At 60.0% G+C, this 26,084-nt stretch carries 20 protein-coding genes, 2 tRNA genes and 2 rRNA genes (1 of these 24 cut by a window edge); 9 read left to right on the top strand and 15 right to left on the bottom strand.

Annotation, left to right across the window (positions count from 1 at the left end; genetic code table 11):
• Window positions 1–58: 58 nt before the first annotated feature.
• The 8 genes from XM1_RS10670 to XM1_RS10640 all read right to left on the bottom strand — a co-directional run bounded on the left by XM1_RS10670 (window position 59) and on the right by XM1_RS10640 (window position 7,682).
• Window positions 59–952: a tyrosine-type recombinase/integrase gene (locus XM1_RS10670; protein WP_369816044.1), complete on the bottom strand. Its 894-nt coding sequence runs from the start codon at window positions 950–952 to the stop codon at window positions 59–61.
• Between the two features lie 118 nt (window positions 953–1,070).
• Entirely contained in the window at window positions 1,071–1,253 is a 183-nt protein-coding gene (locus XM1_RS25265) for a transposase family protein (protein ID WP_082700445.1), read from the bottom strand.
• 500 nt (window positions 1,254–1,753) lie between these two features.
• The gene (locus XM1_RS10665; protein ID WP_068433354.1) at window positions 1,754–2,215 is read right to left on the bottom strand and encodes a ferritin family protein; all 462 of its coding nucleotides are present in this window, start codon (window positions 2,213–2,215) and stop codon (window positions 1,754–1,756) included.
• 60 nt (window positions 2,216–2,275) lie between these two features.
• Window positions 2,276–3,409: an acyl-CoA dehydrogenase family protein gene (locus tag XM1_RS10660; protein WP_068433352.1), complete on the bottom strand. Its 1,134-nt coding sequence runs from the start codon at window positions 3,407–3,409 to the stop codon at window positions 2,276–2,278.
• Between the two features lies 1 nt (window position 3,410).
• On the bottom strand, window positions 3,411–4,286 hold the full coding sequence (locus XM1_RS10655) for an acyl-CoA dehydratase activase (RefSeq protein ID WP_068433350.1): 876 nt from the start codon (window positions 4,284–4,286) through the stop codon (window positions 3,411–3,413).
• Window positions 4,287–4,289: 3 nt separating this feature from the next.
• Entirely contained in the window at window positions 4,290–5,099 is an 810-nt protein-coding gene (locus XM1_RS10650) for an acyl-CoA dehydratase activase (protein ID WP_068433348.1), read from the bottom strand.
• 23 nt (window positions 5,100–5,122) lie between these two features.
• Complete coding sequence (locus tag XM1_RS10645; RefSeq protein ID WP_082700444.1) at window positions 5,123–6,295, bottom strand: 2-hydroxyacyl-CoA dehydratase subunit D; 1,173 nt, start codon at window positions 6,293–6,295, stop codon at window positions 5,123–5,125.
• Window positions 6,296–6,329: 34 nt separating this feature from the next.
• Window positions 6,330–7,682 (bottom strand): 2-hydroxyacyl-CoA dehydratase subunit D, encoded by a 1,353-nt coding sequence (locus XM1_RS10640; protein ID WP_172821907.1) that lies wholly within the window; start codon window positions 7,680–7,682, stop codon window positions 6,330–6,332.
• A gap of 465 nt (window positions 7,683–8,147) precedes the next feature.
• Between XM1_RS10640 and XM1_RS10635 the strand changes: the two genes are divergently transcribed.
• Window positions 8,148–8,897, top strand: a complete 750-nt coding sequence (locus XM1_RS10635; protein ID WP_068433342.1) for an electron transfer flavoprotein subunit beta/FixA family protein — start codon at window positions 8,148–8,150, stop codon at window positions 8,895–8,897.
• A 2-nt stretch (window positions 8,898–8,899) separates the two neighbouring features.
• Window positions 8,900–9,838, top strand: a complete 939-nt coding sequence (locus XM1_RS10630; protein ID WP_068433340.1) for an electron transfer flavoprotein subunit alpha/FixB family protein — start codon at window positions 8,900–8,902, stop codon at window positions 9,836–9,838.
• Window positions 9,839–9,908: 70 nt separating this feature from the next.
• On the opposite strand, the gene XM1_RS10625 is transcribed toward XM1_RS10630, so the two are convergent.
• On the bottom strand, window positions 9,909–10,811 hold the full coding sequence (locus tag XM1_RS10625) for a hydroxymethylglutaryl-CoA lyase (RefSeq protein ID WP_068433338.1): 903 nt from the start codon (window positions 10,809–10,811) through the stop codon (window positions 9,909–9,911).
• Window positions 10,812–11,201: 390 nt separating this feature from the next.
• On the opposite strand from XM1_RS10625, the gene XM1_RS10620 reads away from it, so the two are divergent.
• From XM1_RS10620 to XM1_RS10600, 5 genes are all read left to right on the top strand, one after another.
• Window positions 11,202–11,972: an enoyl-CoA hydratase gene (locus XM1_RS10620; protein ID WP_068433336.1), complete on the top strand. Its 771-nt coding sequence runs from the start codon at window positions 11,202–11,204 to the stop codon at window positions 11,970–11,972.
• Between the two features lie 3 nt (window positions 11,973–11,975).
• Window positions 11,976–13,496: a 3-hydroxyacyl-CoA dehydrogenase gene (locus tag XM1_RS10615; RefSeq protein WP_068433335.1), complete on the top strand. Its 1,521-nt coding sequence runs from the start codon at window positions 11,976–11,978 to the stop codon at window positions 13,494–13,496.
• A gap of 3 nt (window positions 13,497–13,499) precedes the next feature.
• A complete protein-coding gene (locus XM1_RS10610; protein WP_068433334.1) occupies window positions 13,500–14,696 on the top strand; it encodes a 3-oxoadipyl-CoA thiolase in 1,197 nt (398 codons plus the stop codon).
• Between the two features lie 5 nt (window positions 14,697–14,701).
• Entirely contained in the window at window positions 14,702–15,475 is a 774-nt protein-coding gene (locus tag XM1_RS10605) for an enoyl-CoA hydratase/isomerase family protein (RefSeq protein WP_068433333.1), read from the top strand.
• A gap of 76 nt (window positions 15,476–15,551) precedes the next feature.
• On the top strand, window positions 15,552–15,998 hold the full coding sequence (locus XM1_RS10600; protein ID WP_068433332.1) for a thioesterase family protein: 447 nt from the start codon (window positions 15,552–15,554) through the stop codon (window positions 15,996–15,998).
• 286 nt (window positions 15,999–16,284) lie between these two features.
• Here the strand turns inward: XM1_RS10600 and XM1_RS10595 are convergent, their stop codons facing one another.
• Both XM1_RS10595 and XM1_RS10590 read right to left on the bottom strand, forming a co-directional pair.
• Window positions 16,285–17,007: a hypothetical protein gene (locus tag XM1_RS10595; RefSeq protein WP_156428695.1), complete on the bottom strand. Its 723-nt coding sequence runs from the start codon at window positions 17,005–17,007 to the stop codon at window positions 16,285–16,287.
• A gap of 279 nt (window positions 17,008–17,286) precedes the next feature.
• A complete protein-coding gene (locus XM1_RS10590) occupies window positions 17,287–19,557 on the bottom strand; it encodes a MobA/MobL family protein (RefSeq protein ID WP_172821906.1) in 2,271 nt (756 codons plus the stop codon).
• A 332-nt stretch (window positions 19,558–19,889) separates the two neighbouring features.
• Between XM1_RS10590 and XM1_RS10585 the strand changes: the two genes are divergently transcribed.
• Both XM1_RS10585 and XM1_RS25260 read left to right on the top strand, forming a co-directional pair.
• Window positions 19,890–20,423, top strand: coding sequence for a hypothetical protein (locus XM1_RS10585; RefSeq protein ID WP_068433328.1), 534 nt, complete (start codon window positions 19,890–19,892; stop codon window positions 20,421–20,423).
• 597 nt (window positions 20,424–21,020) lie between these two features.
• Window positions 21,021–22,700 carry a recombinase family protein gene (locus XM1_RS25260; RefSeq protein WP_369816049.1) on the top strand — a complete coding sequence of 560 codons (1,680 nt, stop codon included), beginning with the start codon at window positions 21,021–21,023 and terminating at the stop codon, window positions 22,698–22,700.
• On the opposite strand, the gene XM1_RS10570 is transcribed toward XM1_RS25260, so the two are convergent.
• From XM1_RS10570 to XM1_RS10555, 4 genes are all read right to left on the bottom strand, one after another.
• Window positions 22,657–22,733: transfer RNA gene (locus XM1_RS10570), tRNA-Met, on the bottom strand. The genes XM1_RS25260 and XM1_RS10570 overlap by 44 nt on opposite strands.
• Before the next feature lie 98 nt (window positions 22,734–22,831).
• Window positions 22,832–22,946 (bottom strand): 5S ribosomal RNA (gene rrf, locus XM1_RS10565).
• Between the two features lie 87 nt (window positions 22,947–23,033).
• Window positions 23,034–25,775 (bottom strand): 23S ribosomal RNA (locus XM1_RS10560).
• A gap of 242 nt (window positions 25,776–26,017) precedes the next feature.
• A tRNA-Ala gene (locus XM1_RS10555) sits at window positions 26,018–26,084 on the bottom strand (it continues 9 nt past the right edge of the window).

Raw genomic sequence — 26,084 nt, 5'->3', positions numbered from 1 at the left:
GGGGGATGACGCCTTCGGTCGCTACGCTCCCTACGACGTCATCCCCCGGCAAGAACTCCTACACCACTCGGCGGGACACGACCGCTCCGACTGCCGCCGTCATAGATCGCCGCCAGCGCCAACAGACGACGCGTCTGATCGGCATCATCCGAGGCGCGGGCAAGACGGCGAAGAACAGAACCATCAAAGTCCGGACGAAGCGGTATCGGGGCAGCACCTGGATGATGCGGATGTCGGTGCCCGCCTCCAGCAGATGGGTGGCAAAGCTATGGCGCAGGGTATGGACGGTAACGCGCTTGTCGATGCCGGCGGCAGCACAGGCCGAACGGCAGGCGCAATTCAGCACATTCGGCTCGATCGGCTTGTCTTCGCGGCCGGGAAACAGCCAATGCCGGGGGCGTGCCAGCCGCCAATAGGTGCGCAGGATGCCGAGCAACTGCGCTGACAACATAACGTAGCGGTCCTTGCGCCCTTTGCCCTGCTCGACCCGGATCACCATCCGGCTGCTATCGATGTCGGCAAGCTTGAGCGCCACCACTTCCGACACCCGCAGCCCGGTGGCATAGGCCGTAGTCAGTGCCGTGCGATTCTTCAGACTGGGGACCGCTTCCAGGAAGCGCACCACCTCGTCGGCGCTCAGTACCACCGGTAATCGCCGCGGCTGGCGGGCATAGGTGATTCGCTCCGGGATCTCCGGACACCGCATTGTCACCCCGTAGAAGAATCGCAGCGCCGCGACGAACTGGTTGAGGCTGGCCCACGAGATCCCCTGCGACACCAAGTGAACCTGCCAGGTGCGCACGTCGTCAGGATCGAGATGGTCGGGTGACCGCTGGAAGAATCGGCTGAACTTTGAAACCGCATGAAGGTAGGATCGTTGGGTCGCCGGCGACAGATTACGGACACTCATGTCCTCGATCATGCGGCGACGCAGAGGGCTCATCTCGGCCATCGGGGGCCTCCTGTCTGAAAGGGTGGTCGGGAAACCAACCCTGTCAGACGGGAGCCTTCGACGTCACTTCACACACCAATACCGCCGTAGCGGTTTCGTTCAATCCCCCACGTGAGTCTCAATCAGCGCAGGTTGGTATCAGATGGGGCCGTATGAAGCTGTGGACCTGACGATACGAACGTGCCCCGGCCAGCATAGCCAGCACCGTGAACAGCAGGATTGGGGCCAAGGGGTAAATCTTCCCCTGGCCGCGACGAGGATCAGAAACCTGGGAAAAGAGCGACAGCAGCGTGCTCGGCATCGGGGCAACCCTCCAAGGTGGGTGCCCCTTGGCGCTTCAATCACGACCACTTTATGGCACCTTGATGCCGGTGGGTGGCGGTCGTCCACACCATCAGACAAATGCCATCAGGGGAATCGGCAATTTTTCATCCGCCATAACGCCGCGATCGATCAGGCGATCGCAGCGTTGAACAGCCCTGGGATTACCAGCCTCCGCCAGGCTACAGAATCAAGAAGGCGGTACAGAATAGTCATGATATACTGAACAGCCGCCGACATCCGCAATGATACTACCTGCAATTATATGGCAAATATCAGATTCAGAGCACATGCCCGTAAACCTACACAAAATCGTATTCATAGATATATAAATTGCTTTTTTATTATTAGAATCGCCAGACGTATCCATGGCAGACATCAATCTTGCGAAGCACTCCTCCGGCATTTACAACCTCCTTTGGTTCATAGCGGGAAGCATTGGTAATGCTATCCCCTTAAAACCCAACGTTACCTATCTATCTAAGGAGAAGAGTTGTTGGCGATCCAGCGATCCAAGGCGGCAACATGTTCCCCCTCCTCATCGGCGCACCGACTGGCGAATCGCTGTACATCCTCATTTTGAGCATGCTCTGCAGCCGTCCGATAGAACTCCATGCCACGCACTTCGTTGGCGCGGGCATAGGTCATGGCATGAAGCGGTGTCATCAGGTAATCGGTTCCGTCTTGAGCATAGTCGCCGACTTCTGGAGGCAACCGCCAGCGGAACTCCCATGACTTCAGCTTTGCGATCTCCAGATTCTTGGTACGGTTGGATATCTCGTGCGCGTGCAGCTTGGAAAAGCGCGCCATCTCACGGAAGACCTTTGCCGTGTCGCGGTTGGCGTGGGCCTCCATCATTTCAGCCAGCTCGGTGTAGCGTTCCTCAGCCTCCCGTTCGAGAGCAACGGCATGGGCGAGGAATTCCGGCAGGGAATATTTCATGAAACGACTCCTTGACTAGCGCAAAACATAGCCACCGCGGCCAATTCGGCGGCGACAGCGCTATTTCCGCATTTCCCGCAAAATGATGTTGCGTTGGATTTCGCTGGTTCCTTCGTAGATCTGCAGAATCTTGGCGTCCCGGAACAATTTCTCGACCGGAAACTCGGTGGAGTAGCCCATTCCACCGTGAATCTGGACGGCTTCAGTGGCGGCCCACATGGCTGCGTCGCAGGCGAATGCCTTGGCGCAAGACGCCTCCAGGGTATTGGACTGGCCCATGTCGGCCAGCCAGGCAGATTGGAGAGTCAGGAGACGCGACGCCTCCAGCTTGATCCGCATGTCCGCCAGTCGGTGCCCGATCACCTGATGGTCGATAATGGCGCATCCCATGGTGCGCCGCTCACGGGCATACCCCATGGATTCGTCCAGGCAGCGCCGAATCAACCCAACTGCGAATGCTCCCACCATGGGGCGCGACTTGTCGAACGACTTCATGGCTAGGCGAAAACCGTCATTTTCATTACCGAGAATGTTGGCGGCCGGTACCACGACATCGCTGAAATGAATCTCGCAGGTGGGGGACGCCTTCTGTCCCATCTTGGACAGTGGCTGGCTGACCTCGACTCCGAGCGTGTCGCGCTCGATCAGGAAGGCTGTCATCCCCTTGTGGCCGGCGTCGGGATCGGTCTTGGCGAAAGCCAGGATGAAGCTGGCCAGCGAGGCGTTGGTGATCCATACTTTTCCGCCGTTGATGACGTAGTCGCCCCCGACCCGGCGGGCGCGGGTGGTGATCCCGGCCACGTCGGAGCCAGCGGCGGGTTCGGTCAGCCCCCAGCAGGCGAAGCCGCCATCGGCCATGCGCCCGAGATAAGTCCGTTTTTGCCGCTCGGTGCCGGCGAGCACCAATGCTTCCGTGACCAGAGGATTGAGCCCGAGAGAAGTCGCCACTCCGACGCAACCGTGGGCAAAAGCCTCGCTGATCAAGACCAGTTCGGTTGTCCCCAACCCGTGCCCGCCATACTCCTGCGGAATTGTTACGCCGATCAGCCCAAGTTCATGGGCCTTACGATGAACCTCCATGGGAAAGGTCGCCTCGCGATCCATCCTGGCGGCGATGGGAGCGATCTCGTCGCGGGAAAATGCCTCGGCGAGATCGCATACCATCCTTTGCTCTTGGCTAAGAGCGAACTGCATCCTAGGCAGTCCCGCAGGCCGAACAGCTTTTCTGCGAGTTCCGCAGAGCAACCGCCTGCATGGACAGAGCCTCGGGGGAACGCCCCGTGGAGGTCTTCAGTCGCAGATGGCCAAGGATGGCACACCCCAGTGCGGCGGTGTATTGCGGCATGTCGCCGTCGGCGACATTGACCTCCATCTTGAGTTCCTCGGAGATGGCTTGGGCGATACGCCCCCAACGCAGGATCCCCCCGACCAGGGTCAACTCTTCCTCAATCTTGACTCGCTTGAGAAGCTGACCTGCACGCCCCGTGAGCGACATACCCGCACCGAACATGATATTTTCCGGCGACACGCTGTTGCTGAGATGATTGATGACTTCGGACTCGGCAAACACCGTGCAGACCCCCGAAATGGAGGCCGGTTCGGTGGCGCTTTCCAGCAGACCGTCGATATCCTCGGTGTCGAATCCCATGTAGCGGACGGTCTTCTCCAGGAACATCCCCGTCCCCGACGCGCACTTATCGTTGAGGCGGAATGTCCGGACCTTCCGGGCGTCGTCCAGACGGCTGGCCTTCATGGTCTGGCCGCCGATATCGAGCACGGTTCGGGTGCGGGGAAACAGGAACGAGGCACCCCGGGCATTCGCGGTCAGGTCAGTGACTTGGATGTCGCGATCATCGAACTGATGCCGACCGTAGCCGGTGGTGATGACATAGGCGACCTCCTCCCGTGCCAAGCCGGCGAGGTCCAAAGTCTCTGCCATCACAGCCTGAGCCGCCTCCTGCAGTCGCGAACCGGTCTGTTTGACGGTACGGGCGACGATCATGTCGGAATCGTCCAGAATAATGCCCTTGGTATAAGTGGACCCGATGTCCAATCCCATCGTGTAGCGCATGGTTCACGCCTCCTTGCGGGCCGGGGCTTCGCCGGCGATCAGATAATCCATGGCGAACAGGGCCGCCCCGAGGGCTCCCATATAGTGGCTGTCGTCGCTGACGTTGAGCGGCTTGCCCAATGCCTCCTCCAGCGCTTTAACCATGCCGGGGTTCTTGGCGACACCACCAGTGAAGGTGATCTCGCCGGTGATGCCGGTCCGGCGCAACAGGCCGTAGGACCGCGAGGCGATCGACTTGTGAACGCCCCACAGGATGTCTTCGACCGCCTTGCCCTTGCCCAACCAGGACAGAACCTCGGCCTCTGCGAACACCGTGCAGGTGGTGCTGATCTTGACCGGCTTTGTTGACTTCAAGGATACCGGCCCAAGGTCACCGAGACTCATGCCCAGTGCCATGGCGGCGGCACCCAGGAAACGTCCCGTACCGGCTGCGCACTTGTCGTTCATGCAAAAGTCGATGATCTCGCCGTCCGGCTTGACCCGGATAGCCTTACTGTCCTGGCCACCCATGTCGATGACCGTGCCGGTGCCCGGAAACATATGGGCGGCACCACGGCCGTGGCAGCTGATCTCAGTCACCTGCTTGTCGCCGAAAGTAACCTTGTAGCGACCGTAACCGGTGCCGATCACGTATCCCACCGACTTTGGGTCGATGCCGCCGTCGGCACAGGCGAGATCGAATGCATTCTGTGCCGCCTGGGTAACGTTGGCGCCGGTATCGGTCAAAGCGCGGGCAACGATGGACTTGCTCTCGTCGATGATCACGGCCTTGGTCTGCGTCGAACCCACGTCGACGCCTGCTGTATACTTCATGGCATCATCTCTCCGTGTTGCCTTCAGTCGAACATGATGTTTTCGACGAAGGTCTCCATCTGGATGGAAATGTCGTCAAAGGTGTTCTGGTTTTCCTCGAATTCCGTGATGAAGTACGGGATTTTCTTGGCATCCAGTTCCTTCGAATACGCCACCACCTCGTCGAGACCGGGTTCGCACATCTTGGCGGAAGCGATGATCACCGCTTCGGCATTGGCGTGCTTGATCCGCTTCAGCAGCATCTTCTCGTTGGGCTTGTCGTTATCGTGCTGGACGGCGCTATAGGACGACTTCGAGATATAGGCCGAAGCCAAGTTGGCCCAGGGATCGCCTGCGGTATTGATGTCCTCGAGAATCCAGCGCAGACCGATGAACAGGTCGTCATCCACCACATGGCAGGATCGCGATACCGCCTGCAGCAAGTCGAACGGCGGGGTCTCGCAGAAACCGCCTTCCAACACCACCCGCATTTTGTCCTGCTGGCGAACCGGCCGTTCCCGGATCATCGGCAGCACGGTCTCAAGCAGGGTGTTGAACTCCTCGCGGGGCAGGAAACCAGCCAGCCCAATCAAGGCGAAGGATTCGTCGGCCGCCAGCTTCCACGGCGTGGAGCGACGGATATCATAGAGATCACGCATCAGCTTGCGCGAATGGTTATAGAGCTCCAGGGAGTGCCGCAAAGCATCCTCGGTGACCGGTTGACCGCCGGCGGCCACGATATCGTCAGCCAATCTCAGATATTCGTAGCGCAGGAATTCCGCAGCGCCCTCGGAATTGACGTTCTGCGGCAGATGCAGAATCTGAGCCTTGTAGGGAAAATTACGGCCCCAGATTCCGGCCAAATTGCGGGCGCCGTCACAGATAGGATGGGTGACGAACAGGTCGAGTTCGATGTGCTTCTCGATGGCCAACTCAAGCGATGTCTTGAGGATGGAACAGAGGAACGATCCGAAATGCTGGCTGATCGAAACCCCTTCGGTTCGCCCACCCTTGATCTTGACCGGCAACATACCGGCGGCATGCGCGATCTCCTCGGGGAAATAGACCTGGAAGTGACCGAGCACGCGTCCGCCGCTCTGGCGCCACGCCTTGACGGTCGGATAGGTCTCATCCTCGACCAATTCCCGGCAACGGGTGAAGACTTCATCCAGCGGCCGACCCTGCCATCCGGTGAACAAAGGAACTGAGGCTGTCATGCTGAATCTCCTGCTTTCAATGGGCAGCACGGCCTCAATGGCCCGCCACCGCCTCTTTCTGCCTGCGGGCAATCATTCCTTCGAAGAAGGCATCGGCGCGATTCTTCATCTGTGCCTTGGAAACCGCTCGAGGATCGACGATGTCGGATTCGAGCAACAGGGTCGGTAGCCCCAGGGATTCCGATGTGTGGAAGCGGCGGTCGGCCAAACCCGACGAGGCGGTGCGACAGCTTTTGACTCCGTGATAAACAATGCCGTCGAGCTTGTAGGGCGAATACTTGTCCTCGACGTCGGAGAAATTAAACAGCAGCCCCTGCTGGGTTTCGCGGACCGTCAGCAGAATTCCCTCCGCATAGCTTTCGATGGGGTTGTCGAGATCGAATTCGAAGCCCAGAGCCGTGCCGCCAGAAGCGAACTTCAGGTAGCTCGAAATAACGAACACGCCGCCCCAATCGGAGAAGAACTCGGCAAAACCACGGAAGTGGGAGTAGCAGGGCACTCCCAACAGACCGAGTCGGAACTTCTGTTCGACAGGAACATCTTTGCCGTCCTTGCGGGTCACTGAACCGATGTTGTTCGCCGAGCGATACTCCATCTCCTCGTAGAGTTCCTTGAAGAAAGTGGCACCTTCCTCCGTCGCCCGGAAACAGTTGGCCATACCGAGAAAAGCCAACCCGTCGGTCAGAGCATTGAACACCGCCGGCGTCCGCTCATTCAGCGCCAACAGTTGCTTCCAGTAGCGGCTCATGGTGTTGGCGTGGCGCAGATGCTCGCGAAACTTGTCGATGTCGAACTTCTTGCCGGTCACCCGCTCGCACTCGGAGATCAGTTCCTTGATCTGGGCAACCACGTAGGCGAGCTCGTGCTTGAAATCCTTGTCACCCGGCATGGTCCGGGATCCGCAGGACCGGTCATTGGGCACATCGACGGTGACGACGGGCGCATCATACAGCCGCTCCCAGATCTCGCCCCACTTGAAGTAGGTGTTGCAGGCGTTGGTAGCCACCACCAGGCCCGGCTTCGGAATCAGCCCCATGGGATGACCGCCGCCACGCAGGTGCATGGCGATGTCCGCCTTCACATAGCCGCAGACGTCGGGTGAGAACCCATAATCCTCGGCTTCCTTAAGGTACTCCTCCGATGTGCCGCGCACTGCGGTCTGCAACGCGGTGATCTCGGGAAACACGATCGGCATGTCGAAGGTCCGCAACACCTCGTTCATGTTCCCCATCACGAACACGAAAGCCGCCTTCTTGTCGTGACGGGCCGCCTCGGTGAGCGACGCAAACCATTTGCGCATCAGCCGCGCTGATTCGCGTGAACCACGCCCCACAATCTCATGGCCGACCGGGGCATGGCCGGGCCGCTCTCCACTGGTAGCGCTCATTATCGGCTCTCCAATCTCTCTCAAAAAAGATGACTGACTAACCATTTACCTCCCAGACCCACTGACGTCAATAAGATTCGAATCACTTTTTTCCTGGCTTTCCCGCGTTTTCCGAAAATACCCAGGAAACAACACGCCCCATAAATTGGCTCGATGGTCATTTTACGGCTTTCAAGAACCATTGGAGCATCTACACCGCCCCGTCCGAACGGATTAGGGGCACGCCGGATCTGCAGAAATCTAAAATAAGACATAACCGGATGGTCACATTAGCTCCGCTGGAGCCAACGATCCGGGGACAAACACCGATTGTTTCTGGGCATATAAAAATTTTTGTCGCTAAAAAATTAGTTGACCGGACAGTCATTCTGAAAGTATCCCTACTGCCGAGCCATCGCATCAACCGAGCGATTCGGCCACAAGCCAACGTTTCAAGGGCACGGCTTCTAGAGGGAGTCGCCAACAATGAGAGTTCTGGCCGCGATTAAGCGGGTGATCGACTACAACGTGAAAATCCGGGTGAAGTCAGATGGGTCTGGTGTGGAGACCCAGAACGTGAAGTTCTCCATGAATCCGTTCGACGAGATCGCGGTTGAAGAGGCCGTGCGGCTGAAGGAAGCGGGCAAGGCCGCCGAGGTGGTGGTGGTGTCGGTTGGCCCGGCCGCCGCGTCGGAGACCCTGCGCACCGCCCTGGCCATGGGCGCCGACCGCGGCATCCTGGTGTCCTCCGACGACGAGGTCCAGCCGCTGGCCGTCGCCAAGGTGCTGAAGGCCCTGGTGGACAAGGAGGCCCCCGGCCTGATCATCCTGGGCAAGCAGGCCATCGACGACGATAGCAACCAGACCGGCCAGATGCTGGCGGCGCTGCTGGGCCGTCCCCAGGGCACCTTCGCCTCCAAGCTGGAGATCGTGGGCGAGTCCATCACCGTCACCCGCGAGGTGGACGGCGGCCTGGAGACGGTGAGCCTGAAGCTGCCGGCGGTGGTGACCACCGATTTGCGCCTCAACGAGCCGCGCTACGCTTCGCTGCCCAACATCATGAAGGCCAAGAAGAAGCCCATCGACACGGTCTCGCCGGCCGATCTGGGCGTCGACGTGGCGCCGCGCCTGGTGACCCTCAAGGTCGAGGAGCCGCCCAAGCGCAAGGCCGGCATCAAGGTGGCCGACGTGGCCGCCCTGGTGGACAAGCTGAAGACCGAAGCGAAGGTGATCTGATCATGACCGTTCTCGTCATTGCCGAGCACGAGGGCGGCGCGCTGAAGGCCGCCACCCTGAACACCGTCACCGCTGCCGCCAAGATCGGCGGTGACATCCATGTGCTGGTGGCCGGTTCCGGCATCGCCGCCGTGGCCGAGGCCGCGTCCAAGGTGGCGGGCGTCACCAAGGTGCTCGCCGCCGATGCGGGCCTCTACGCCAACCATCTGGCCGAGCCCCTGGCCGCCCTGGTGGTCTCCCTGGCCAGCGGCTACAGCCACATCCTGGCCCCCGCCACCACGGGGGGCAAGAACGTCGCCCCGCGCGTCGCGGCGCTCTTGGACGTGGCTCAGGTGTCGGAAATCACCGGCGTGGTGTCGGCCGACACCTTCGTGCGGCCCATCTATGCCGGCAACGCCCTGGCCACCGTGCAGTCCAAGGACGCTCTCAAGGTGATCACCGTCCGCGGCACCGGCTTCGAGGCCGCCAAGGCCGAGGGCGGCTCCGCCGCCGTGGAGAGCGTCGCCGCCGCCGCCGATCCGGCCCTGTCGGCCTATGTGGGCAGCCAGCTCAGCAAGTCCGAGCGTCCCGAGCTGACCAGCGCCCGCATCATCATCTCGGGCGGTCGCGGCATGCAGTCGGGCGACAACTTCCACCTCCTGGAAGCGGTGGCCGACAAGCTGGGCGCCGCCGTGGGCGCGTCCCGCGCCGCCGTCGACGCCGGCTTCGTGCCCAACGACTTCCAGGTGGGGCAGACCGGCAAGATCGTCGCCCCCGACCTCTACATCGCCGTCGGCATCTCGGGCGCCATCCAGCACCTGGCCGGCATGAAGGATTCCAAGGTCATCGTCGCCATCAACAAGGACGAAGAGGCCCCCATCTTCCAGGTCGCCGATTACGGCCTGGTGGCGGACCTGTTCAAGATATTGCCCGAACTCACCGCGGCCCTCCAGTCTCCCTGAGGCCGCAGCCTGGCGGGGGCGGGCCAAGTATGGCCCGCCCCCGCTTTTTTCATTCCTACAGCGGAAGTATCTATCCCCCCCCCGCCAGCGCCATAGCCACCTTCGAACCTGTCGGACGCCCCAGTACACCGCAGATAAAGGACCCTGCGTCTATCAAGCGGTCCAAATTCACGCCCGTTTCGACGTCCAGGCCATTCAGCATGTACAGTACGTCCTCAGAGGCCACGTTACCCGATGCCCCTTTGGCGTAAGGACACCCCCCCAAACCGGAGATAGAACAATCCACGACCGTAACGCCAATATCCAAGGCGGCGAGAATATTGACCAACGCCTGTCCATAAGTATCATGGAAGTGAACAGCCAGCTTATCGATGGGGACGTATACAGCGACCGCCCGCAGCATTTTCTGCGTCTCGCCGGGAGTACCAACACCTATGGTATCACCCAGGGAGATCTCGTAGCAGCCGAAATCCACCAAGCGAGCCGCGACATCGGCGACGACCCCGGCTGAAACGGCTCCTTCGTAGGGGCATCCCAGGACGCAGGATACGTAGCCGCGCACCTGTAGGCCTTTCCTGCAAGCGCCCGCCACCACCGGAGCCAATCGGTCCAGGCTTTCTCCGATGGAGCAGTTGATGTTTTTGCGGGAAAAGCTCTCCGACGCGGCGGCAAAGACGGCGATCTCGTCGGCGCGAGCCGCCACCGCCGCCTCCAATCCCTGAAGATTGGGCACCAGGACGGGATATGAAATGCCCGGCTTACGGACGATAAGATCCATCACTGCAGCGGTATCGGCCATCTGCGGGACCCATTTGGGGCTGACGAAACTACCCGCTTCGATGACGGCCATCCCAGCCTCACCCAGACGGTTGATCAACTCCGCCTTGACCGCCGGCAATACCGGCCTTCGTTCGTTCTGTAGCCCGTCACGGGGACCGACTTCCACCAGCTTGACGTGTTTGGGAACTCTCATGGGTAGATCCACTTCGGCTCAACGGGACTCTTGTTGCGACGTCACTCACCTCGCGATTTTCGGCGATTAAAAGGCGCCAGGTGATCTCCGGGAACGAGTAAGAGGCCTCCATAACGGCGCCCCGCCCCCAGCAACGGAAAGCGCTCACCAATCGAGATGGGAATTATGAAAATGACCGGTCAGTCTCTACCCATGACCATACATTTCATGAACCACCTCGTCAACAAAGTGTGATCATAGTGGCGAATGATGCGGCTCATAGAGTTGAATATTGACACCCCTCCAAATGGCAGCTACCAATAAACTGACCATACGGTCAATTTTACGGCGCGGCAAATCGCTAGCCGATGCCGTTCATGATCAATTTGAACCTGCGACAAGGAGGCACTGGTGGCGGAAGTCCCTTTGAGCCATCCCTTGGACCGCGTGGCGCTTCTGCGCATCAACCGGCCCGAGGCAAAGAACGCACTCAATTTGGAGGTCCGCCGCCAGTTGGCCGAGCACATGACCACCCTGGGCGCCGACGCTTCCGTTCGCGCCATCGTGATCACTGGAAACCATGAGGCTTTCGCCGCCGGAGCCGATATCAAGGATATGGCAGCAGTTGGCGCCATCGAGCTGATGCAGCGCAACAACCACCTCCTGTGGCGAACCATCGCCCAATGTCCGAAGCCGGTAATTGCTGGGGTCCAGGGCTACGCCTGGGGCGGCGGCTGCGAGTTGGCCATGCACGCCGACATCATCGTAGCGGGCGAGAATGCCAGTTTCTCCCAGCCCGAGGTCAAGGTCGGCATCATGCCCGGTGCCGGAGGTACCCAGCGCCTCGTGCGCGCCGTGGGCAAATACAGGGCCATGTTCCTGACCATGACCGGCCAAGCCTTCAGTGGCGCCGAGGCCGGGCAGATGGGCCTTGCCAGTCTGGTGGTCCCCGATGCCGAGGTTCTGGACAAGGCGCTCGACATCGCCAAGACCATCTCGCGCATGCCGCCGCTCGCTATCGCCCAGATTAAGGAGGTGCTGCTGGCCGGCCAGGACGCTTCTCTGGACACCGCCCTGATGCTGGAGCGCAAGGCTTTCCAGCTCCTATTTGCCAGCTGGGATCAGAAAGAGGGCATGGCCGCCTTCCTGGAAAAACGTAAACCAGCCTACGAGGGGGTTTAAATCATGAGCCTGGATGCAGCACGCCCCGACCTCGTCATGGGGGTTGTCGGTACAGGTGCCATGGGACGCGGCATCGCCCAGATCGCTGCGATCGCTGGCTGCGCCGTCATCTTGATGGATGCTCGGGATGGAGCTGCCGCCGAGGCTCGAATTTTCATAGCGAAAATGCTGAATAAACTGGCCGAGAGAGGCACACTGAGCACTTCGGCTACCGAAGCAGCCCTTGATCGCCTCGTCATCGCTGAAACTATCGCCGATCTCGCGCCCTGCCACGTGGTGGTGGAGGCCATTGTCGAAGACATCACGGTCAAGCAGTCCCTGATGAAGGATCTGGAGGCCATCGTCTCCTCCGACTGCCTGATCGCCAGCAATACCTCGTCGCTGTCGGTGACCTCCATCGCTGCCGCCTGCAAGCATCCTGAGCGGGTGGGCGGCTTTCATTTCTTCAATCCCGTTCCGCTGATGAAGGTGGTGGAGGTCATCGATGGCGTCATGACGGCACCCTGGGTCGTCGAGGCGTTGACCGCCCTGGCCCGGCGCATGGGACATACGCCGGTCAAGGCCAAGGATACTCCCGGTTTCATTGTCAATCACGCCGGGCGCGGCTATGGCACCGAGGCGCTGAAGCTGGTGGGCGAGGGGGTGACAGATGTCTTCACCGCCGACCGCATCCTGAAGGGCGCGGCCGGCTTCCGCATGGGGCCGTTCGAGCTGCTCGACCTCACCGGTCTGGATGTCTCCCATCCGGTAATGGAAAGCATCTACGACCAGTATTACCAGGAGCCGCGCTTCCGCCCGTCCCCCATTGGCCGCCAGCGTGTCACCGCCGGACTGCTGGGGCGCAAGACCGGACGTGGCTTCTATGCCTACAAGGACGACAAGGCCGTGGTCCCGCCAGCGCCCGTGGTCCCCGCCGCCTGGACCGGCCCGGTGTGGGTGGCGCCGGGCGAAGGCTCTCTGGCCGTCACCGCCTTGGTGACCAAGCTGGACGCCATACTGGAGAGGGGCGAGAAGCCGACCAAAGCCGCCCTGATCCTGATCCCGGTGCTGGGCGAGGACTGTACGACCGCCTGCGTCCGCCTCGGCCTCGACGCGACCCGCACAATCGCCATCGATCCGCTGTTCGGTCTGGACAGCCACCACACCCTGATGACCAATCCGGTGACGGTGGCTGAGATTCGCGACGGCGCTTTCGGCCTGCTGGCCAGCGGCAATGTCGCCGTCTCGGTGATCCATGACAGCCCCGGCCTGGTGGCGCAACGGGTGGTGGCGACCGTCATCAATATCGGCTGCGACATCGCCCAGCAGGGCATCGCCACGCCCGAGGATATCGACAAGGCGGTAACGCTGGGTCTCGGCTACCCCGCCGGGCCGCTCTCCTGGGGCGACCGCATCGGCGCCGACAAGGTGGTCGCCATCCTCGACACCATGCTGGCCATCACCGGTGATCCCCGTTACCGCGCCTCGCTCTGGCTGCGCCGCCGCGCGAGCCTCGGCGTCTCCCTGCTGACTTCGGAGTCCTGATCCATGCTCGACGCTTATCTTTATGATGGCCTGCGTTCCCCCATCGGCCGCCATGCCGGCGGCCTGGCCCCGGTGCGCCCCGACGATCTGGCCGCCGAGGTGATCCGCGCCCTGGTGGCCCGCTCCGCCTTCCGGTCCGAGGATATCGAGGACGTGATTCTCGGTTGCACCAATCAGGCAGGCGAAGATTGCCGCAACGTGGCCCGTCACGCCGCCCTGCTGTCCGGCCTGCCGGTCGAGGTGGCGGGGCAAACCGTCAACCGCCTGTGCGCCTCGGGGCTGGCCGCCGTGCTGGACGCGGCGCGCTCGGTCACCTGCGGTGAAGGCGACCTGTTCATCGCCGGCGGTGTCGAGAGCATGAGCCGCGCCCCTTTTGCACTGTCCAAAGCGGAAAGTGCCTATTCCCGCGACGCCAGGATTTTCGACACCACCATCGGTGCACGCTTTCCAAACCCCAAGGTGGTGAAGGGCTTCGGCAATCATTCCATGCCCGAGACCGCCGACAACATCGCCCGCGATCTGGGGCTGTCGCGTGACGCCTCGGACGCCTTCGCCGCCGCCTCCCAGGCCAAGTACGCCCGGGCCAAAGCAGATGGGTTCTACGAGGGTGAGATTCATCCCATCACCATAGCGGGTCGCAAGGGCGACACCGTGGTGAGCGAGGACGAGCACCCACGTCCCCAGACTGATCTGGCCGCGCTGGCCAAGCTGAAGCCGCTGTTCGAGGGCGGCGTGGTCACCGCCGGCAATGCCTCGGGCATCAATGACGGCGCGGCGGCCCTGTTCATCGGCTCGCGCACGGCGGGCGAGAAGGCCGGCGTCGCGCCCATCGCCCGCATCGTCGCTGGGGCGGCGGCCGGCGTAGCGCCCCGCGTCATGGGACTGGGACCGGTGCCGGCCTCCAGAAAAGCCCTGGGGCGCGCCGGCCTGACCGTCCAGGACATGGATGTGATCGAGATCAACGAAGCCTTCGCCGTGCAGGTATTGGGCTGTGTCACCCAGCTGGGGATCGCCCCGGATGATTCGCGCCTCAATCCCAATGGGGGGGCAATCGCACTTGGTCACCCACTGGGATGTTCCGGGGCACGGCTTGTCCTCACCGCCGCACGGCAGCTACAGCGCACCGGAGGACGGTACGCTCTGGTGTCCTTGTGCATCGGCGTCGGCCAGGGGCTCACCGCCATCATCGAGAGGATTTAGGAATCGTGAGCGCAATCCTGACCGAAATCCGCGACCATGTCCGTTTCATCACCCTCAACCGCCCGGAACGTCATAACGCCTTCGACGACGCTGTGATCCAAGAACTAACGGCCACGTTCGAGACGGCAGCGACTGAATCGAATTTATGCGCCGTGGTTCTCGACTCCCTGGGGCGCAGCTTTTCGGCCGGCGCCGACATCAATTGGATGAGGCGGATGGCCGATTACGACCGTGATCGCAATCTGAGCGATGCCCGTGCCTTGGCCAGACTGATGCAAGCGATCGACACATGTCCGCGCCCGGTCGTCGGTGTCGTGCAGGGCGCGGCCTATGGTGGCGGCGTCGGGCTAGCAGCTTGCTGTGATCTGGTCGTCGCCGCCGAGGAATCGGTATTTTGCCTGTCGGAAGTCAAGATCGGCATTATCCCCGCCGTCATCTCCCCCTACGTAATGCGCTCCATCGGCGTCCCCGCTGCCCGACGATATTTTCTGACCGCCGAGGCAATTCCCGCCGTCACGGCCAAAGAGATCGGACTGGTGCATGAGGTTGTTCCGACCGAAGACTTGGTGACGACACGAGACCGCTGGCTATCGGCGCTCAAGGCCAACAGCCCGCATGCCGTAACCGCCGCCAAGGGACTGGTCGCCCGCCTTGCCCCCATTGATCCCACCATGATCGAGTGGACCGCCGAGCGGATCGCCGATTTGCGGGCCTCGGAACAGGGACAGGAGGGACTGAAAGCATTCCTCGAGCGACGCAAGCCGTTCTGGACCATCTGATTTTTAGAAACAGAGAAATTTACATCATTGTTACTTTAGCTGTAAATCGGCAACAAAAACCAATTTAGGATTAGCGATGGGCATCTATACGGTTAAGCGGCAGGTTAGTTGGGGAGATTGTGATCCCGCCGGAATCCTCTATACCCCGCGCGTATTCGATTACTGCACCCAGACAATCGAAGGCTGGTACACCGAGGTTGTCAAGGTGGATTGGATGACGATGATCCGCAACAAACAAGGATCGCCTACCGTTCACGCATCCTGCGACTACTTGAAGCCAATGGAGCCGGGCCTGGAGGTTGCGGTCACCCTTCGCATCGACAAGTTGGGCGACACCAGCATGACCTTCCGCCTGGAGGGCGAGGATGAGGGAGGTGCCATCTATTTCAGGGCTAAATACGTCTCGTGCGTCATTGATTTTACCCGAAACCAAGCTATGGAAATTCCGGCCGATTGGCGTTCCAAGATACAAGCCTATATGTCTAAATGTGCGGCACAGGGAGATTGCCCCCACCCGATCTGAACCGAAAGAGCTGAAGTTGTCCTTCTCGGAAAAATGGGCTCCAGGTCATGCTGCGGCATTTTGGCCAATTTGGTCTGCTCTTAGGGAGGATTCTCCGATATCGGGATTATTGGTCATGGGCGTCCCCCCCCATCGGTAAGAGCCATACCGATGTAATCGATCAGGGCCGTAGGTGAAGGATTTCATCCAGCGTGGCTTCATGCCGAAAACTGGAATCGGAGGCCGACGGCGTCGGCAGACGCCTTGCCGGCACCGCCCAGAAGGCGGCACCGGCAGAACGTCAAGATCAGGCAATGCCGGGCATGGCTCCCTGGTAAAGCGGGTTGGCCACACTGATCAGCAATTCGATACGTGATGTGTGCTGCAGCAGCCAGTCACGGTTATCGACCTGCCAGCGGTGGCAGGCGGAGAAAATCTCCATTGCCCGATCACGATCAGTGTCGGTCATGGTGGGGTAGCCTCCCAGCGGGGTGGCTCCCTCGTTACCACCATCCGACCCCAGGATGATGTCCAGATAGGGCCGGTGGAGCAAGGATCCGCCGCCAAAGGCCACGTCGCCGATGTAGTCGATCAGGGCGGTGATATCCTCGACCGGCAGCGGGTCAATGAGATCGCCTCTCCATTGTGTGGGGATCGATGCGTGTAGACGCATGAGGTGTAGGCCGTAATTGCCGAGATCGGCAGCCCAGGCCCGGATCGCCTGCTGGGCAGGCAGGCAAGTGACGGGGCCCGAGATACTGTGCAGCCACAGATTGGCGCGATGCTGGTATTGGGTCGATGGGCCATAATCCACGGCGATCTTGCCAGCTGGGGCTGGAAAAGCGTCACGGACGATGGTGGTGAGATTGGGAATGGTATGCATGTTTCCTCTTTCTTGTTTTTGACTTTGGGGCGGCGCCGGCCGATCCGGCGCCCACATTGAGGCGCGTCCGGATCGGCGGCATGCCGCCCAGTTGTTGTAGGTTGATTGATAGGCGCGCTCGGCCGGATCATCGGCGGCGCAAGACACGGGTGCCGCCTCGGCACCACCAACGACGCAGGCGGACCTGACGACGACTGAGGCGCAATGTCCTTGCCGGACACAACCGGACAATGGCGTGAGGTCGCCACGATTCTGAAGTGGGATGAGATATCTGTAGGGTGTATTTCATTTTTAGTGCTCCGAAAATGCGCCGGACCATCCAGCGCGCCATGGCGATGGGCTGGATGGGGCGAGCATGTCGGAGATTGGGTAGGTTGAATTGTAGGCTGTAATAATTCGCCCATCATCGGCTGGGATGGGCGCGGCCTATCGCACCGGAGGCTTATACCCAGTTGGCGGCTTGGCTTGCGGCAGTTGGGCCGCCGACGGTATCGCGGGTTTGGGCTGTGGGGCCTGACTCGAGGCGGGGTTGGATGCAGGGCGGGGAGCGACAACCGAGGCTGGGGCTGGGCGGTTTGTCGTGGGACCCGACAATGGTCGATCCATGGAAACCGTTGGCCTCTTTGCTGGTATGTCTACCTTTTGGGCCGAGGGTTCGGAATCAAAGCTGATAGCCCCTAAATGCTTATTGAGCTGGCGTAGGGCGTGGTGATAGGGGCTGTCGAGTTCGCCTCGTCGTTCCGCCTCATCGGCCGCTGCTTCTGTGGCTTCGTAGTGCCCCCAGAATGTGTCGTTCTCCTCCGCGATGACGAGCTTTTCGTAGAAAGCCCGAACATCATGTTTTGTGGCATTTGGCGGCAGGACGAGGGCGCCAGGCTTCGCCATCTCGGACGACACCGGCTCCTTCTGGCTATGTTGCACCAGAGACTGTGCCGGTGCCCTGACTGCCACCGTCACCGGCTGGGCGGGAGCGGCAGTGGGTTGATTTGTCGGGGCCCCCGACAAATCAGGGAGCTCGATATCCAAACTCGTGGGAAGCAGATCCGCAACCAAAGGCGCATCACCTCGGACAGCCTCGACAAGGTGATTCCATCCTTTGACCAGCCAATTTACGACTTTGGCTGGCAGCAATTGCGCCGCCGAGCGGAGCAGACGGGAAACCCCACTGGCTAAGTGCTTGATTGCCGATTCGGCCTGCCGGAGCCGTTTACCCTGCTCCTCGGCATGGGTCAGCAAGCGGCCAATGGCGGTCGCATCATCGGCAATCCGGGGGCGATCTATGTGCACTCCTGTGACGTAATCGGCCATGTTGTCCAGCAGGATATTCTGCTCTCGCAGTGCCGATTGGGCGTGGGTCCGGGCCATTTCCTCGTCGCAGAGCGCCTGCTCTGCTGCCTCGGCTTGGCGACGGGCCGCATCCAGATCCGTTCTAATGCGGCTCACTTCAGAGGCCTGCTCGGCACAGGTCCGCTCCAGAGCCTGGACTCGTTGTTTCTGCTTGCTGGCGTCCTGGAGCAGGTCACCAGCTCTCTTGAGCTCGGTCTCCATCGTTTCCGCGCGTGCGATGGCTTGGTCGTGCTTGGCCTCCACAGCAACAAGCTGGTTCGCCAGTTGCTCATTCTGGGCTTTGGCTTTATCGGCCTCAGTCTTGCTGCTCTGCAGATCGCACAAAAGCTCGAATTCGGCTGCCTCGTACACCTCATCCCGGCCCTGCAATGCGCGCTGTGTCTTCACTTTTTGTTCCGAAATTGCTTTGTTAAAATCCATAGGTGTCATCTCCTTAAATTGCTTGGGATTATGGGGTGGCCGCCCCTCAAGGGCGGCGTAATAGCCCCCGCCGGCATCGACCGTGCGGGGTGTAAATGTCTGGCTCAGCCGCTCGGCCTCCGCCTCGTCGCCGGCATCGTGGGCGGCATCCAATTCGCGCTTCCAAGTGGCCTTGGAACTGAGGATATCGGCACTGCCATGGGCAGCCAGCAGGGCGTTGTAAGCCTCCTCCCAGCCTTGCCTCCATGCATACAACTGGGCATGCCGATTCCAGGCCCTCTCCTTGTTGCCAAAGCCGTCCTTGGTCAGGGATCGCATGGTCAGCATCACATGGGCATGGGGCTGATAGACACGCTGCATGCCGTTGGGATAGCGCAGGATATGGGGACCTTCGGGGATCTTGTCCGGGGTCATGCCATTGGTTGGCATGTCATAGATCGGCCAGGTACGATCGACAATCTCCCGCAGCCGTCGCGCCTGCTCCGGCTTGTGCGGATCAAGGGCCGTGCCGTAGGCGTGCACGCAGATATCGGCGACCATGCCCAGGGCAACGACATTCTCCGCCACCCAGTCCTTAAAGGCCGTAACGGCAGCCTCCAGGGGCAACTCGCGCGGCAAGGTCGCCAGCAGCTCGCGCGCGTATTGGGCGTCCTTGCGGGTCTCCGTGCCATCGACCGCCGACCACAGGCGCTGGCGATCACGCATCCACTCAGGCGCGCCGGCCGGGATCATGATCTCAGACCACGCCAAGCCGGTCTTGCTGCGGTAATCCCAGGTGTGGGCGCGCCGGAGTCCATCCGCCGCCCTGGTGCCAACCAAGCGGTCACAGGCACGATAGGCGGCGGCCGCGAGCGCCGATGTCATCGCGCTGGTCGAGCGGTAAGCCGCCGCCCCCGTGGCCGATCTGCCACCAATGATACGCACCTCCATCCTATATAACGCCATCCCCCCTATCGCTCATAAATCCAGACATCGCGCCAGCGATGTATAACCGAGCCCTTTCAACGCCTTAGTTTCATTCCTGTCCTATTTTGTATATTGGTTCGCATCCCCCTAATTTAACTAGGTATATATTCCTTTTTCATTCGTGGGCCATTCGCGCGTGCCAATTTGGCCTGACTGGCGTCACTGCCTCAGACATGGGGGCGGACCGCTTTGCGCTGCGAAATCCACGCAGACGACAAAAATCTGAGCTCGCCGAAAAATCGAACCAATATCATTGATACGGCGATTTTGCCGGGATTTCAAAACGAGGACACCATATGGAATATACGACTACTAATAAGGAAGGCGCGGTTGACGGCGCGTTGGCACAATTGGATACACCAGATTTGCTGGATGGCCACGACAGGGGCGATGCCCAGGAATTAATGCTAGGGGCAGGCAATGCCGAAGAGACGGTTCAGTCCGCATTTGGCCTGAGCGACTCATGGCTGGACGGTCTCGACTGGGCGCTATCGATCCCCCAAGGTGATGTGCCCCCAACGGCTATCATCGATGAGATCGATGACCTCAGAGGCAAGGCCAAGCGTCATCAAGCCATGGTTGGACGGACGCATCAGGGATTGATTCAGATTCTCGCCGATACCTACACCCTGGCCCACCACCACCGCCACGACATGAGTCCGGTCCTGCTCGCACTGCGAGCGTACAATATCCGAATCACAGCGGCCACGACGGCCAATCCCATGCTGCCGATCATCCGTCTGGCCATGCCTAACATTGATCGCCGTGCGCAAAGCTACTGCGCCAGGGCACTCTGCCATTTGGCCGCCGAGGGCGTGGATCCGGGCTAGGCGATCAACAGCATCTCCGAGGCTGGCGGCGTCGATGCCTGCGCCAAGGCCTGGGCCAAAAGGCAGCGACTGAAAAAATCAGCTTCGGCCCAACATATTGAGGCCGATGCTCCGGACGCTCCGATGGTCAGCTTGCCAAGCGAAACCCCTTCTCCCGATGCGGACGGCGTGTACCTGATCCTTGCCCGCCGCTCGGCAAATGGCGAGATTTCGGCCCTCGGCCACGTAGTGGATCCAAGCCTCACGGCCCGGGCCCGCCGAAAGCTGGTGCCGGCCACTCGCTGATTGCGTCCTGGCGTCGCCATTAGCCGACGCCAGAAAATCCATTTTTCCCTTCAAAGTTATTTTTTCGAGGCATACCATGACAACATCACCTGCAATTCGTACCACCAAGACCGAGCGCTCCCTGAATGAGGAGGCTAAGTCTCACCCTGCCATCACTGATTTGGTCAAACTGCTCGCTCGGCAAACGGTTGCCGCATGGGTGGCCAATCCAGAGTCTGGTGACATCACAAAACGGCTGATGATGGCCATCGCCATCGTGTCGGCCGCCCTCCTCCTCCGCTGAGCCATAACAACAAGAAAAGGATTGAACATATGAAATGTGTAATTTATGCCAGATATTCCAGCGACAATCAGCGCGAGGCCAGTATCAACGACCAGCTGGCCTCCTGCCGCGCCTATGCTGCGCGCCTGGGTTGGATTGTGGTGGACACCTACTCGGACTCCGAAGTGACCGGCCGCACGGCTTTTCGCAGCGAATATCAACGCCTGCTTGGCGATGCCGCGCGACATCGCTTTGACGTCCTGTTGGCCGAAAGCATCGACCGCATCAGCCGTCGCCTCGCTGATCTCGCAGACATGTACGACACCTTATCCGCCGACGGGATCAAGATGCATACGGTCCAGACCGGTGAGATCAGCGACCTCCACATCTCCATGCTGGGCTTGGTCGCCCAACAATTTTCGAAGGACCTTGGGCACAAGACCAAGCGCGGCCAGGCCGGGCGCATCGATCAAGGCAAACTGGCCGGCGGCATCGCCTATGGATACCGCGCCCTGCCGCCGATCAAGACGGGCAAGACCACTGAGGCGGGCGACCGAGAGATCATCGAGCAAGAGGCCGATGTCGTCCGGCGCATCTTTACCCTCTACGCCGCCGGCCATACCCCCGAGGTGATCGTCGCCACGCTCAACAGCGAAGGTGTTCCAGGTCCTGGTGGCCGCCTCTGGCGCAACACCACTATCCGTGGCCAGGGCAAGCGCGGCACCGGCATCCTGCGGAACGAGCTTTATATTGGGCGTCTGGTGTGGAACCGGTGCCGCTTCATCCGCCTGCCAAAGACCGGCAAGCGGGTAGCTAAAATCAACGATCCCGCCGATATCAAAACCGCCGAGGTGCCGCACCTGCGCATTATCGACCAGGACCTATGGGAGATTGTTCAGGCCCGGCTCGTAGCTATCGGCCATAAGGCCAAGGCCCATTCCAAAAGCGATACCATTCCCGACCTCAACGCCACCCATCGGCCCAGATACCTGCTGGCACATCTACTCAAATGCTCGTGCTGTGGCGGCAATTACATCATCCTGGGCAAGGACAGATATGGCTGCGCCAACCACCGGCGCGGCACCGGCATGTGTACCAATGGCAAGACCATCACCCGCCAGAAAGTTGAGGACCGCGTTCTCGCATGCCTCAAGCACAAATTGTTGGAGCCGGATCGGGTCGAAGCGTATGTGGCCGAGGTCCAGCGCCAGTTGGCGTCCGCGCGTAAAAACGCCGCCAAAACTCAATCCCAGCTCGCGAAGCGGCTGGCTGATGCCAAGGCTGCCATCAAGGGGATGGTGGACATGGTCGAATCCGGCAAGGCACCAAAATCGATTCTGGATCGCCTGATCGAGCGCGAGCGCGAGCAGGCGCAAATTGAAGCGGAGATGGCAGCGCAGCCGGCCGATGACGGGGTAATCACCATGATGCCCAATCTCGCCCAGGTCTATGCCCGCAAGGTGGCCGAGCTCGCCGACGCACTCAACGATCCCGAGATCAAGATCGAGGCGACGGAGTTGATCCGCCAGTTGATCACCAAGGTGGAGATGATCCCGGATCCCGACGCACCGGACGGGATGCGCATGGATGTCCATGGAGTTCTGGCCGAACTCCTGGCCCTTGCGGCTGGGAGGAGCTCCAAAAGCAAACTCCCCGGCCTTTTGGGACCGGGGAGTCAACTGTCTGTGGTTGCGGGGGCAGGATTTGAACCTGCGACCTTCAGGTTATGAGCCTGACGAGCTACCGGGCTGCTCCACCCCGCGGCAAGGTGTTGGCCGATGGATTGGCCGTAAAACGTTTACACCGGCCTTTATGGGGCCGGTGTATTCATCGTGTTAGGTTTTGTTCGTTTCCTTTGAAGACCAGGCAGCGTCCTACTCTCCCGTGCCTTAAGACACAGTACCATCGGCGCAGAGGGGTTTCACGTCCGAGTTCGGGATGGGATCGGGTGGAGGGCCCTCGCTATGACCACCTGGTCGTCGAAGGAAACGAAGATCTGATCTGGGATTAGTACCTGTGCACGTTTCAAGTGTTTCTTGTGTCGGGCTTGCCGCTACGCATGGGCGATCAAGCCGATCGAGCGATTAGTACAGCTTAGCTTCACGTGTTACCACGCTTCCACATGCTGCCTATCAACGTGGTGGTCTTCCACGGCTCTGATAGGGAAACCTAGTTTTGAGGGGAGCTTCCCGCTTAGATGCATTCAGCGGTTATCTCGTCCGCACATGGCTACCCGGCGATGCCGCTGGCGCGACAACCGGTACACTAGAGGTGCGTCCATCCCGGTCCTCTCGTACTAGGGACAGGTCCTCTCAAGTTTCCAACACCCATGGTAGATAGGGACCGAACTGTCTCACGACGTTCTAAACCCAGCTCACGTACCACTTTAATCGGCGAACAGCCGAACCCTTGGGACCTGCTCCAGCCCCAGGATGTGATGAGCCGACATCGAGGTGCCAAACCTCCCCGTCGATGTGGACTCTTGGGGGAGATCAGCCTGTTATCCCCGGCGTACCTTTTATCCGTTGAGCGATGGCCCTTCCACGCGGGACCACCGGATCACTATGACCGACTTTCGTCTCTGCTCGACTTGTTTGTCTCGCAGTCAGGCGGGCTTATGCCATTGCACTCGACAGCTGATTTCCGACCAGCCTGAGCCCACCATCGCGCGCCTCCGTTACTCTTTGGGAGGCGACCGCCCCAGTCAAACTACCCGCCATGCAGGGTCCCGGCCCCGGGTTCACGGGGCGCGGTTAGATACCAGGAAGCAGAAGGGTGGTATTTCAAGGTTGCCTCCACACCGGCTGGCGCCAGTGCTTCATAGGCTCCCACCTATCCTACACATCCACATCCTAGTACCACTGCAAAGCTGTAGTAAAGGTGCACGGGGTCTTTCCGTCTAGCCACGGGTACTCCGCATCTTCACGGAGAATTCAATTTCGCTGAGTCGATGTTGGAGACAGCGGGGAAGTCGTTACGCCATTCGTGCAGGTCGGAACTTACCCGACAAGGAATTTCGCTACCTTAGGACCGTTATAGTTACGGCCGCCGTTTACCGGGGCTTCAATTCAGAGCTTGCACCCCTCCTTTTAACCTTCCGGCACCGGGCAGGCGTCAGACCCTATACGTCGTCTTTCGACTTCGCAGAGCCCTGTGTTTTTAGTAAACAGTCGCCACCCCCTGGTCTGTGCCACCCCCCTCTGCTTGCGCAAAGAGAGGTACCCCTTATCCCGAAGTTACGGGGTCAATTTGCCTAGTTCCTTCAACATCGTTCTCTCAAGCGCCTTGGTATACTCTACCAGTCCACCTGTGTCGGTTTAGGGTACGGTCTATACGCTGGAGTTATTTCCTGGACCCCCTTCACCGCACCCTCAATCCGATAAGAGGATACGATACACGGAGGCCGTCACTTCCAGCAGGCCCACGAATATTAACGTGGTTCCCATCGACTACGGCTTTCGCCCTCGCCTTAGGGGCCGGCTTACCCTGCGCGGATTAGCCTTGCGCAGGAACCCTTGGACTTTCGGCGACAGTGTTTCTCACACTGTTTGTCGCTACTCATGTCAGCATTCTCACTTCCGATACCTCCAGCGCCTCTCACGATGACGCCTTCGCAGGCTTACGGAACGCTCCGCTACCGCGTGCATTGCTGCACACCCGCAGCTTCGGTGCATGGCTTGAGCCCCGGTACATTTTCGGCGCGAGACAGCTATTAGACCAGTGAGCTATTACGCTTTCTTTAAAGGATGGCTGCTTCTAAGCCAACCTCCTGGTTGTTTTGGCCGTCTTACATCCTTTCCCACTTAGCCATGACTTGGGGACCTTAGCTGGCGGTCTGGGCTGTTTCCCTTTTGACGATGGACCTTAGCACCCACCGTCTGTCTCCCGGATAGTACTCTACGGTATTCGGAGTTTGGTTAGGTTTGGTAGGTCTTTGGGACCCCCTAGCCCATCCAGTGCTCTACCCCCGTAGGTATTCGTCCGAGGCGCTACCTAAATAGCTTTCGCGGAGAACCAGCTATTTCCGAGTTTGATTGGCCTTTCACCCCTAACCACAGGTCATCTCCGTCTTTTTCAACAGACGTGAGTTCGGTCCTCCAGTGGGTGTTACCCCACCTTCAACCTGCCCATGGCTAGATCACCCGGTTTCGGGTCTAATGCATGCAACTCGTCGCCCTATTCAGACTCGCTTTCGCTGCGCCTACGCCTACCGGCTTAAGCTTGCTGCATACACTAACTCGCTGACCCATTATACAAAAGGTACGCCGTCACCCCTCAAGGGGGCTCCGACTGCTTGTAGGCATTCCGTTTCAGGTACTATTTCACTCCCCTTGTCGGGGTGCTTTTCACCTTTCCCTCACGGTACTAGTTCGCTATCGGTCACTGAGGAGTACTTAGCCTTGGAGGGTGGTCCCCCCATGTTCAGACAGGATTTCACGTGTCCCGCCTTACTCGAGGATGCTGTGCGGTTTACTCTTAAGCGGCTATCACGCTCTATGGCCCGACTTTCCAGACGGTTCAGATTATGTACACAACATCACTGGGCTGGTCCGCGTTCGCTCGCCACTACTAGCGGAGTCTCGGTTGATGTCCTTTCCTCGGGCTACTTAGATGTTTCAGTTCGCCCGGTTCGCCTCCCACACCTATGTATTCAGTGTGGGATCACCTTACGGTGGGGTTTCCCCATTCGGATATCCACGGATCAAAGCCTGCTCTCGGCTCCCCGTGGCTTTTCGCAGAGTGCCACGTCCTTCATCGCCTCTCAGTGCCAAGGCATCCACGAAATGCCCTTTTGACGCTTGATCGCTCCATACGCAGGGACAAGCCCGACGCATGAAACACTTGATGTTCAGCGAAGATACTAATTCAGTGTGCGCTTTCACGCTGCCTTGACTAGCAGCATCCGGCGCACGCCAGATCAGAAAAACCTATTCACGATGAGATAGAGCAGGCGAAACCCGTAAAGGGTTCGGCCAGGCCAGAAGATCGGCTTCCGGCGTATCTGAGACAACCTCGAATGAATTCCCTAAGCTCGACACCAAGGTAATGGTGGAGCCAGACGGGATCGAACCGACGACCTCATGCTTGCAAAGCACGCGCTCTCCCAACTGAGC

The organism is Magnetospirillum sp. XM-1 (assembly GCF_001511835.1).
Lineage (GTDB): Bacteria > Pseudomonadota > Alphaproteobacteria > Rhodospirillales > Magnetospirillaceae > Phaeospirillum.
Note: the sequence above shows the minus strand (reverse complement) of the source record. Positions and strands in the feature narration are given on the sequence as shown.

Bases quoted from the DNA above. Each gene is read 5' to 3' on its own strand.
- XM1_RS10670 (WP_369816044.1), bottom strand. From the start codon at position 952: ATGGCCGAGATGAGCCCTCTGCGTCGCCGCATGATCGAGGACATGAGT.
- XM1_RS25265 (WP_082700445.1), bottom strand. From the start codon at position 1,253: ATGCCGAGCACGCTGCTGTCGCTCTTTTCCCAGGTTTCTGATCCTCGT.
- XM1_RS10665 (WP_068433354.1), bottom strand. From the start codon at position 2,215: ATGAAATATTCCCTGCCGGAATTCCTCGCCCATGCCGTTGCTCTCGAA.
- XM1_RS10660 (WP_068433352.1), bottom strand. From the start codon at position 3,409: ATGCAGTTCGCTCTTAGCCAAGAGCAAAGGATGGTATGCGATCTCGCC.
- XM1_RS10655 (WP_068433350.1), bottom strand. From the start codon at position 4,286: ATGCGCTACACGATGGGATTGGACATCGGGTCCACTTATACCAAGGGC.
- XM1_RS10650 (WP_068433348.1), bottom strand. From the start codon at position 5,099: ATGAAGTATACAGCAGGCGTCGACGTGGGTTCGACGCAGACCAAGGCC.
- XM1_RS10645 (WP_082700444.1), bottom strand. From the start codon at position 6,295: ATGACAGCCTCAGTTCCTTTGTTCACCGGATGGCAGGGTCGGCCGCTG.
- XM1_RS10640 (WP_172821907.1), bottom strand. From the start codon at position 7,682: ATGAGCGCTACCAGTGGAGAGCGGCCCGGCCATGCCCCGGTCGGCCAT.
- XM1_RS10635 (WP_068433342.1), top strand. From the start codon at position 8,148: ATGAGAGTTCTGGCCGCGATTAAGCGGGTGATCGACTACAACGTGAAA.
- XM1_RS10630 (WP_068433340.1), top strand. From the start codon at position 8,900: ATGACCGTTCTCGTCATTGCCGAGCACGAGGGCGGCGCGCTGAAGGCC.
- XM1_RS10625 (WP_068433338.1), bottom strand. From the start codon at position 10,811: ATGAGAGTTCCCAAACACGTCAAGCTGGTGGAAGTCGGTCCCCGTGAC.
- XM1_RS10615 (WP_068433335.1), top strand. From the start codon at position 11,976: ATGAGCCTGGATGCAGCACGCCCCGACCTCGTCATGGGGGTTGTCGGT.
- XM1_RS10610 (WP_068433334.1), top strand. From the start codon at position 13,500: ATGCTCGACGCTTATCTTTATGATGGCCTGCGTTCCCCCATCGGCCGC.
- XM1_RS10600 (WP_068433332.1), top strand. From the start codon at position 15,552: ATGGGCATCTATACGGTTAAGCGGCAGGTTAGTTGGGGAGATTGTGAT.
- XM1_RS10590 (WP_172821906.1), bottom strand. From the start codon at position 19,557: ATGGAGGTGCGTATCATTGGTGGCAGATCGGCCACGGGGGCGGCGGCT.
- XM1_RS10585 (WP_068433328.1), top strand. From the start codon at position 19,890: ATGGAATATACGACTACTAATAAGGAAGGCGCGGTTGACGGCGCGTTG.
- XM1_RS25260 (WP_369816049.1), top strand. From the start codon at position 21,021: ATGAAATGTGTAATTTATGCCAGATATTCCAGCGACAATCAGCGCGAG.